Annotated in this window: 6 protein-coding genes; 4 read left to right on the forward strand and 2 right to left on the reverse strand. The window is 69.7% G+C overall.

Translation table 11 applies throughout. The features are described 5' to 3' along the window. Positions 1-4 precede the first annotated feature (4 nt). Positions 5-418, reverse strand: a complete 414-nt coding sequence (locus tag ABZ420_RS15455) for a roadblock/LC7 domain-containing protein (protein ID WP_011207200.1) — start codon at positions 416-418, stop codon at positions 5-7. Beyond that, positions 415-4470: an ATP-binding protein gene (locus ABZ420_RS15460; protein ID WP_357122418.1), complete on the reverse strand. Its 4056-nt coding sequence runs from the start codon at positions 4468-4470 to the stop codon at positions 415-417. The genes ABZ420_RS15455 and ABZ420_RS15460 overlap by 4 nt, the downstream gene beginning before the upstream one ends. A 320-nt stretch (positions 4471-4790) precedes the next feature. Between ABZ420_RS15460 and ABZ420_RS15465 the strand changes: the two genes are divergently transcribed. The 4 genes from ABZ420_RS15465 to ABZ420_RS15480 all read left to right on the forward strand — a co-directional run bounded on the left by ABZ420_RS15465 (position 4791) and on the right by ABZ420_RS15480 (position 9574). Next, entirely contained in the window at positions 4791-6854 is a 2064-nt protein-coding gene (locus ABZ420_RS15465; protein ID WP_357122421.1) for an AMP-binding protein, read from the forward strand. A 123-nt stretch (positions 6855-6977) separates the two neighbouring features. Further along, complete coding sequence (locus ABZ420_RS15470) at positions 6978-7364, forward strand: hemophore-related protein (RefSeq protein WP_062968882.1); 387 nt, start codon at positions 6978-6980, stop codon at positions 7362-7364. Between the two features lie 129 nt (positions 7365-7493). Next, positions 7494-8207 carry a response regulator transcription factor gene (locus ABZ420_RS15475; RefSeq protein WP_357122424.1) on the forward strand — a complete coding sequence of 238 codons (714 nt, stop codon included), beginning with the start codon at positions 7494-7496 and terminating at the stop codon, positions 8205-8207. After that, the gene (locus ABZ420_RS15480; RefSeq protein WP_357122427.1) at positions 8204-9574 is read left to right on the forward strand and encodes a HAMP domain-containing sensor histidine kinase; all 1371 of its coding nucleotides are present in this window, start codon (positions 8204-8206) and stop codon (positions 9572-9574) included. Before ABZ420_RS15475 ends, ABZ420_RS15480 begins: the two co-directional genes overlap by 4 nt. The last annotated feature ends 156 nt before the right edge of the window (positions 9575-9730 follow it).

Below are 9730 nucleotides of genomic sequence, written 5' to 3' on the forward strand. Positions count from 1 at the left end.
ACCATCAGGAACCCATCGTGACGCGTGGCGTGGCCTGAACAGTCTGGCCAACACGCTCGACCAACAGAGCCATCTCGTAACCGACCTGACCGATGTCACACGAAGTGTTGGTCAGCACCGCGAGATAGGAACCGTCGCCGACAGCCATGAGTAGCAGGTAGCCGTGCTCCATCTCCACGACGGACTGGAGCACGGTGCCGCCCTCGAACAGATTCGAGACGCCGACCGACAGGCTGGCCAGACCGGCCGTGACGGCCGAGAGCTGTTCGGCGCGGTCGACGGGCAGCTGCGCACTCGCGGCCATGAGTAGGCCGTCCGCCGAGACCAGGACGGCATGGGCTACGCCAGGAACCTCGTTGGCAAAGTTCGAAACCAGCCAATCCAGCTGACGATTCGTACCACCTAGATCGGGGTTCATCGGTCTCCTTTATCTCCGGTTAGGTTCATTGCTCTCATTGCGCGGCCATCCCGGACGCCCTGCTGGTGACGACTCAAGCTGGACCTGATCGTTTCTGGGTCACGGCGCGGCGCCCGATCCGCCGCACCGCTTACGCCGCCGGGGACAAGCCTTCCGCCCGGATTGCGTTGCGGCAAGCCGGCAGCCGTTTTCGTCTCGGGCCGCGCCTCACTGGCGCGCCGAGCCGCTTGCCAACCTTCGTCACCCGGCGATTCGAAGGAGGCGGCCACCTGGGACCGATCCGCGTTGGGATCAGACAGCCACGCCGACATCATCTCGGCGAAGATCGGCGTTCCGCCCATCGACGCCCCCGACTCGTCCGCGGGCTGCAACCTGGTCTGGAAGAACGAGGCCGTCTTGGCCGGGTTGGACCGGAAACTGTGCTTGCCTGGATCGCGCCCCGGCGCGGTGGCGGGCTGCTCTTCGCTCGCGGCGTGCTGGCCACGTTGCGGCAGCGCGATACCCGGCGGCACCGGCTGGCGCTGCGGCGCTTGCGCGCCCGGCTGCCGTTGCGGCAGACCGGTCAACCCACTCTCGCGCTGCGGCGGGCCCGACGGTGCGGGCGGACGCTGCGGCAGACCGTTCACCGCACCCGCCTCGCGCTGCGGCAGACCACCCGTCGCGTCACGCTGCGGCAGACCGTTCGAAGCCGAATCCCGTTGCGGAAGACCGTTGACAGCGGGCAGCGCGCCGGAGCCCGGCTCACGCTGCGGCAAGCCGTTGACGGAATCGCGTTGCGGAAGGCGATGGGCGCCGGAATCCCGCTGCGGAAGACCGCCGGTGGGTTCGCGCTGCGGCAGACCACCGGGCGCGGCGTCGCGCTGCGGGAGGTCGGGCGCCGGATGCCGCGGCGGCAGGCCGGTCGAGCCGGGCTCGCGCTGCGGCAGACCACCCAAAGCCGACTCACGCGACGGCAGACCAGTCGAACCCGGCTCACGCGACGGCAGACCGGTCGATCCTGGCTCACGCGACGGCAGACCGGTCGAACCCGGCTCACGCTGCGGCAAGCCGCCTAAGGCCGACTCACGTTGCGGCAACCCACCGGAGGCGGAGCCACGCTGCGGCAGACCTGTCGAACCCGGCTCACGCGACGGCAAACCGGTCGGACCCGGCTCACGCGACGGCAGACCAGTCGAACCCGGCTCACGCTGCGGCAAACCACCCAAGGCCGACTCACGCGACGGCAAACCGGTGGAACCCGGCTCACGCGACGGCAAACCGGTCGGACCCGGCTCACGCGACGGCAGACCGGCGGAACCTGGCTCACGCTGCGGCAAGCCACCCAAAGCCGACTCACGCTGCGGCAAGCCACCGGAAATGGAGTCACGCTGCGGCGCACCGTTCGAACCCGGCTGCCGCTGAGGTAGGCCGGTCGGACCCGGCTCACGCGACGGCAGACCGGCGGAACCCGGCTCACGCTGCGGAAGACCACCCAAACCGCTTTCCCGCGGCGGCAGACCACCCAAACCGGTCTCGCGCGGCGGCAGACCGCTCGCCGGGTCGCGCTGCGGCAGACCGCCGGAAGCGGCTTCGCGCTGCGGCAGGCCGCTGGACGCGTCCCGCTGCGGCACGCCGTTGGTACCCGGCTGCCGCTGCGGCAGACCGGTGCCCGGCTGCGGCACACCATTGGCACCCGGCTGACGCAGGGGCAGTTCGCCCGAGTTCGGGTCACGCGGCGGCAGGCCCGAACCGGACTGCTCCGCGGGACCACCGGGCTGGCGCGGCGGCGGACCGCCAGGGGCGAGAGTGCGCTTGGGCAGGTTGGCCGCGGCGAGCTTGCCACGCTGCGGACCGCTCGGCGCCTGCTGTCCGGGCGCGGGCCGCAGGCTGGTCGCCGACTGCTGCGCCTCCGAGCGCATACCGCTCGACGACATCGCCGAACCCGGCTGCCGCTGCGGTAGTCCGCCGGGGCCGGTGGGGATCGGACCGCTGGGCGTGCCGGTTGGCTTGGCGCCGGCGACCGGAATCGGGCCGCTCACCCCGGGATCGACAGTGACCATGACGTTGCCCCCAGGAGTCCGGGTGACGGCCCGCATCTGCATGGACGACGGACGCTGCGGCGCGGCGGCCTGCGGCGAGGGCTGCGGGATGACGGGCTGAGGCTGCGGAGTGACGGCCTGCGCCGCGCTCGGCTTGCCCGCGACGATCAGTCCGACCGGCACGTGCACCGTCACCGTCACGCCGGGATCGCGCGCGGTGTCGAAGGTCGGGCGCAGCCGCACGGTGACACCGTGCCGCTCGGCGAGCCTGCCGACCACGAACAGACCCATGTGGCGGGCCGTGTCCGGCCCCGGCTCGGCGGTCTGCTCCAAGCGGTGGTTGATGTCGGCCATCTCGGCGGGCGGCATACCGATGCCGCGGTCGGCCACCTCGATGAGCAGGCCCTGATCGTGCGCCTGCGCGAAGGTGAACTTGACGTCGGTCTCCGGCGGCGAGGCGCGCAGCGCGTTGTCCAGCAGCTCGGCGAAGAGGTGCGCGAGGTCGGAGGCGGCGGGTTCCTTCAGCGAACCGCGCGGCGTGGCGCCGAGCTTCACGCGCTCGTAGTCCTCGACCTCGGAGATCGCGGCACGCAGCACGTCCGCGATCTCGACCGGGGCGGACTTGGCGCGGCGCTGCCTGGTGCCGGCCAGAATCAGCAGGTTGTCGCCGTTGCGGCGCATGCGGGCGGCGAGGTGGTCGAGCCGGAAGAGGTTTTCCAGCAGGCGCGGATCCTTCTCGTCGTACTCCATCGCCTCGATGAGGGTGAGCTGATGGTCGACGAGCGACTTCGAGCGCCGCGCCAGGGTCTCGAACATGTCGTTGACCTGCGAACGCATCTTCGCCTGGTCACTCGCCAGGCGCAGCGCCTGGCCGTGGATGTCGTCGACCGCGCGGGCCAGCTGGCCGATCTCCTCGGTGCTGCGCACCGGCATCGGCTCCAGCGGCACCTCTTCCGGCGAGGCGCCGTTGCGGAGCTGGGCGACCTCGTGCGGCAGGTCGCTCTCGGCCACGCGCAGCGCGGCCAACCGCAGCCGGTGCAGCGGGACGATCATCGAGCGGGCCACGAAGACCGCGAGCAGGAGGGCGGCGAGGATGGTCGCGATGACGACGGCAGTGTAGGTCCACGCGTCGCGTTGGGCGGTGGTCACCAGCGAGTTCATCGCGGAGTCGATGTCCTTGGTCGACTTGCCGACGACGTGTTCGTAGACCGCGAGGCTGTCGGTCAGCGACTTCTTCAGATCACCGATCGGGAGCTGGCCCGCCTGCGCCTGCGGGCTGCTCAACAGCGCGACCCTGGTGTCGATGCCTGCCCGCAGATCGGCAATCGAGGTATCGCCGTCCGGGAAGCGGTGCGCGACCACGTTGAGCAGCGCACGCTCCGTGCTGGAGGCGATGAGGAAGCTTTGCACGCCGGTCTGCTGGTTGCGCAGCACCTCCGGGAAGGACGCGACCACGTTGACCAGCGCGGCACGGGTGTTGAGCGAGTCGACCAGCCGTAGTTTGGCCGCGTCGACCCCGCCGTCGCTGACCTGGCCGACCGTGGTTTCGACGATGTGCACGCTGTCGTTGCGGACGCGGTCGATCAACGCGACGGTATCCGAGGCCGGACCGGTGGTGGCGTTCTTACCCTGGGCCCGAACGGCTTTTGCCTGGTTGAGCATGCTCTCCAACGACGCACGCGCACCAGGAACGGTGCTCAGCCGGTCGGCCGCCTTCTCCGCGTTGGCGATCGCCTTGTCCAGATCCGCCAGGTTCTGATCGGTCACAATGGACACGTTGGGCGCCAGCGTGACCATCTGCGAACTCGCAGTGGTCGCCGTCTGCGCGCTGAGCCCGGTCACCATCGGGATGGCCGCGACGTTCTCCGAGATGTCGGCGAGCCGGTTCGATTGCGCGAACTCGGATGAGATCCTGGACACGCCGAGCCCGACCGCGACCGCCAGAGGCACGGCGAGCACCGCCGTCACCTTCCAGCGCAGGTCCCAGTTGCCCAGAGCCCAGCGGCTGCTGCCGGACCTAGCGGCGTCACGCATCTCCCACTCACTTTCCAAACTGGCCTCTACCACGCGCCATCAACCGAACCTCCACATTCGCGTGCTTGGCTCGACAGGTGGAGCTGGCCGAGAGCTGCGGCTGGCCGAGAAATTGCGTCTACGACGGCCCAAATAAGTGACATCAGATTCTAACGGATCAATAACTTCTTGGGTGACTGGGCGTGATGTCGCGATCATTGACCTGCCAGTTCCAGGCAAAACCAAAGGTAGCGGCACCCACCCGGGCGTCGCGTGAAGTCTGCCACAATCAACCAGATCTATCGAGGCGGGCATCGAGGCGAGGCTAGGGAGTCACGGGGTTGAACGTGCGGCACGAGTATCGACCGGCCTATCAGACCAGCTTGGTGGATCCCGCCGAGTTCTGGGCCGGCGCGGCCGAAGCGATCGACTGGGACGTGCCTCCGACGCAGATCGTCGATACCGGTGCCCGCCCGGTGGCCAGGTGGTTCTCCGGCGCTCGCCTGAACACCTCCTTCAACGCGCTCGACCGGCACGTGCACCCCACCACTCCCGGCGCCCCCGATCTCGCCGATCAGCCCGCCCTGATCTACGACTCGGCCATGATCGGCGCCACCGTCGTCTACACCTACGCCGAGCTGCTCGACGAGGTGTCGCGGTTCGCCGGTGCGATGGCCCGGCTGGGCGTCTCGGCGGGCGATCGGGTGGTGATCTACCTGCCGATGATCCCCGAGGCGGTGATCGCGATGCTGGCCTGCGCTCGCATCGGCGCGGTCCACTCGGTGGTGTTCGGCGGCTTCGCGGCGCCGGAACTGGCCGCCCGCATCGATGACGCGGAGCCGGTGCTGATCATCACAGCGTCCGGCGGCCTGGAACCGGGCAAGAAGATCGAATACCCGCCCATCGTGTTGCAGGCGCTGGATCTGGCCGAGACGACCGCGCCGCGCACGGTGATCGTCAAGCAGCGGCCGCAATTCGACACGATCCCTTTCCCCGCGCCGCAGCCCGCCACCGAGTACCTGCCGAGTTCGGCGCAGACCGTGGCCGCGCAGTGGCTGGACTGGGACGACGCGGTGCGCGACGCGCCCGCGGCCGATCCGGTATCGGTCGCCGCCACCGATCCGCTCTACATCCTCTACACCTCCGGCACCACCGGTAAGCCGAAGGGCGTGGTCCGGGACAACGGCGGGCACGCGGTCGCCCTCGCCTGGTCGATGCGCAACATCTACGACATCCACGCGGGCCAGGTGATGTGGGCCGCCTCCGACGTGGGCTGGGTGGTCGGTCACTCCTACATCGTCTACGCGCCGCTGCTGGTCGGAGCCACCACGCTGCTGTACGAAGGCAAGCCGGTCGGAACGCCGGACGCCGGCGCGTACTGGGAGGTGGTCGACAAGCACAAAGTCGAGGTGTTGTTCACCGCCCCGACGGCGCTGCGCGCCATCCGCAAGGCGGACCCCCGCGCCGAGCTGGCCCACCACCACGACCTGTCCTCACTGCGCGCCCTGTTCTGCGCGGGCGAACGCCTGGATCCGGCCACCTACACCTGGGCCGAGGAAACCCTGCTCGCCGGTCGCTCGGACTGCCCCGTCGTGGATCACTGGTGGCAGACCGAGACCGGCTGGCCGATCTGCGCGAACCCGCTCGGCCTGCAACGCCTGCCGATCAAACCGGGCTCGGCCTCGGTACCGATACCCGGCTACCGACTACGCGTGCTCGACTCCTCCGGCAACGCGGTGGCGCCGAATACCGAGGGCAACATCGTCATCGGCCTGCCGCTGCCGCCCGGCACGCTCACCGGACTCTGGCGCGACGACGCCCGCTACGAGCGCTCCTATCTCTCCGCCTACCCCGGTCATTACCTCACCGGCGACTCCGGCTACTTCGACGAGGACGGCTACCTTTACGTCCTCGGCCGCAGCGACGACGTGATCAACATGGCCGGGCACCGGCTCTCGGCGGGCAGCATCGAGGTGGCCATCGCGGGGCACGAGGCGGTCGCCGAATGCGCCGTGATCGGGCTGCCCGACGAACTCAAAGGGCACCGGCCGCTGGCCTACGTGGTGCTCAAGTCCGGTGTCGACATCGATCCGGACCGCCTGCGCGACGAGCTGATCGAGCGGGTACGCACCCAGGTCGGCGCCATCGCCACGCTGCACGACGCCGTCGTCGTGACGGCGCTGCCCAAGACCAGGTCGGGCAAGATCCTGCGTAAGACCATCCGGCAGATCACCTCCGGTGAGACGTTCGAAGTGCCCTCCACCATCGAGGACCCGAGCGTGCTCGCGGCGCTGGAGCAGCAGATCCGCGCGGCGCGTCCCGAGTGGCGGGACCCGGCCGACGACAACAGCGAGAACACCGATGACGTGGTGGCGCCCGACGTCGATCCGGTTGTGCCGTCCTAGGTTCCATATCGCCGGTGCAACGTCCTCAGAGTTTCCTCAGAGGATGTTCAGATCGGTGCCAACAGCTCGAAATAGCCTCGAGACCGCCCCGAAACCGAATCGATGATCTGGAGGCAACACATCATGAAACGTTCCGTAGGCCGCCCCGCCGTCGCCGCTCTCGCCGCAGGTGGATTCGCCACGGTCACGTTGTTCCTGAGCCCCGCCATCGCAGGCGCGGGCCCGATGGAATACGCCGAGCCCCTGCTGACCTCGGACTGCTCGTTCGCCCAGGTCGACGCGGCGCTGCACGACAAGGCGCCGCAGCTGGCCGCGGTGCTCGACGCGAACCCGCGCCAGAAGGCCGAGTTGCAGCGCAGGTTCGACCAGCCGGTCGAGCAGCGCCGGGCCGAGTTGCGGCGGGCCATCGACGAGAACCCGGACGCGGTGCGCCAGGCGGAGAACGACCCGCGGACCGCGCAGTTGCGCGACACGATCCGGGTCGTGGCCGAGACCTGCCACAACTACTGATTCCGCGCGGACATGGACGACTCGCCGGGTTTGCTCCGGCACCCCGGCGGGTCGTCGCGCGGGACGTGAACCCGTATCCCGCGTGCCCGACTCGCACAACGCGGAGTTTCACCGGAGGCGGGGAGCAGAATGGATGACGTGACCTCGACCCCGAATCCGACGGTCCTCGTTGTCGACGACGACGAGGACGTGCTCGCCTCGGTCGAGCGCGGGCTGCGGTTGTCCGGCTTCCAAGTCCTCGTGGCCAGGGACGGCGCGCAAGCGCTGCGCAGCGTGAACGAGAACGCGCCCGACGCCATCGTGCTGGACATGAACATGCCCGTGCTCGACGGCGCCGGGGTGGTCACCGCCTTGCGCGCGATGGGCAACGAGGTGCCGATCTGTGTACTGAGCGCCCGTGCGTCGGTGGACGACCGCATCTCCGGACTGGAGTCCGGCGCCGACGATTACCTGGTCAAACCGTTCGTGCTGAGGGAGCTGGTGGTACGGATCCGGGCGCTGCTGCGCAGACGGTCCGACGCACCCGCCCCCACCACACCGGGCGCGGTCACCGTCGGCCCGCTCGAGGTGGACGTCGCGGGATATCGCGCGCTGCTGCGCGGCCGCGAGATCGAGCTCACCAAGCGGGAATTCGAGCTGTTGTCCACGCTGGCCAGGAACGTCGGCGTGGTGCTGAGCCGGGAGCGTCTGCTGGAACTGGTGTGGGGGTACGACTTCGCCGCCGACACGAACGTGGTGGACGTCTTCGTCGGCTACCTGCGCCGCAAACTCGAGGTGGACGGCACGCCCAGGCTGCTGCACACGATCCGCGGCGTCGGATTCGTGCTCCGAGCACCGAAATGACCGTGCCCGCCGCCGCATCGCCGGAAACCCGTCGGAGCCGGTCGTTTTCGCTGCGCACCCGGGTCGCGGGCGCGGCGGCCGCGGGCGCGATCATCATCGTGACCCTGATCAGCCTGATCAGCATTCGCGCCATCGAGCGCAACAACGTGCAGCAGTCCGACCAGCAGCTCGCCGTCGCGGCGCGGATCGTGCTGATCGAGCCGCAGCTCGCGGTCCGGTTCATCAGTCTGACCGGGTTGAACAACGACATGGCCGTGACCGTCCGGGACAACGGCGATGTCGTCGCGAGCACACCCACCGAACTGCCCTCGCAGCCGACCGGTTCCCGCACCGTAGCGGTGAGCGGCACCCCGTACCGGATCATGACCACCACCGAGAATCAACCCGCGGGCCGCGTGGTCTCGCTCGGCATCCCCGCAGCGGGCGCCGCCGAGGCCACCGCCGAGCAGCAACGGTGGGTGCTCGGCGGCGCTCTGCTGGCCATCGCCGCCGCCGCGGGACTGGGCTGGTTGCTCGCGGGCGCGGCGGTGCGTCCGATCGTGCGGCTCACCCGGCAGGTGGGCGCGCGCAGCGCGTATCCCGATCCCCGCGATCCACAGGCGCGGGTGGAGGGCGCGGGCGTGCACGAGGCCGAGCAACTGGCCGACGCGGTGAACACCATGTTGCAGCGGGTGGATCAGGCGCATGCCCAGACCGCCGCTGCACTGGAGACCGCCCGCGATTTCGCCGCCGTGTCGGCCCACGAGCTGCGCACCCCGCTCACCGCGATGCGCACCGACCTCGAGGTGCTGCGCACCCTCGACCTGGACGAGGCGCAGCGGGCCGAGATCCTCGACGACCTGCAACGCAGCCAGGGCCGCGTGGAGACCACGCTCGCGGCGCTGGAGCGGCTGGCCACCGGCGACCTGACCAACGAGCGCGACCACGTCGCCACCGACGTCGGCGACCTGTGCGACCAAGCCGCACACGACGCCATGCGACACTTCCCCGGCCTCACCGTGCGCATCGATTCCGACGCCGAACTGGTCACCCGCGGCCTGCCCGCCGGGCTGCGGCTGGCGGTGGACAACGCCCTGGCCAACTCGGTCAAACACGGCGGAGCCACCGAGGCCCTGGTCTCCGCGCACCGCGGGCGGGGCGGTCACATCGTGATCTCGATCGACGACAACGGCCGCGGCATCCCACCGGAGGAGCGCGAAGCCGTCTTCGACCGTTTCTTCCGCGGCAGCCAGGCGAGCAAGGGCGGCTCGGGCCTGGGCTTGGCGCTGGTGGCCCAGCAGGCCCAATTGCACGGTGGCCGAGCGTATTTCGATGAAGGCACGCTCGGCGGAATCCGCTTGGTCCTGGATCTGCCCGGCTCTATCTGATTTGCAGCGCCTGCGGCGCTGCGTGTTCACGGCCCCTTTATGGCTCGCGTCCGAGTGACCGCCGCTGGCGACTTCGTCGCGGACGCGGCGGCCACTCGGACGCGAGCCGGGCCGCGAACGGAACATGCTCGGTCTCGCTTCGCTCGAAACCGGGAG

Origin of the sequence: Nocardia sp. NPDC005745 (assembly GCF_040630775.1) — a bacterium.
GTDB lineage: Bacteria > Actinomycetota > Actinomycetes > Mycobacteriales > Mycobacteriaceae > Nocardia.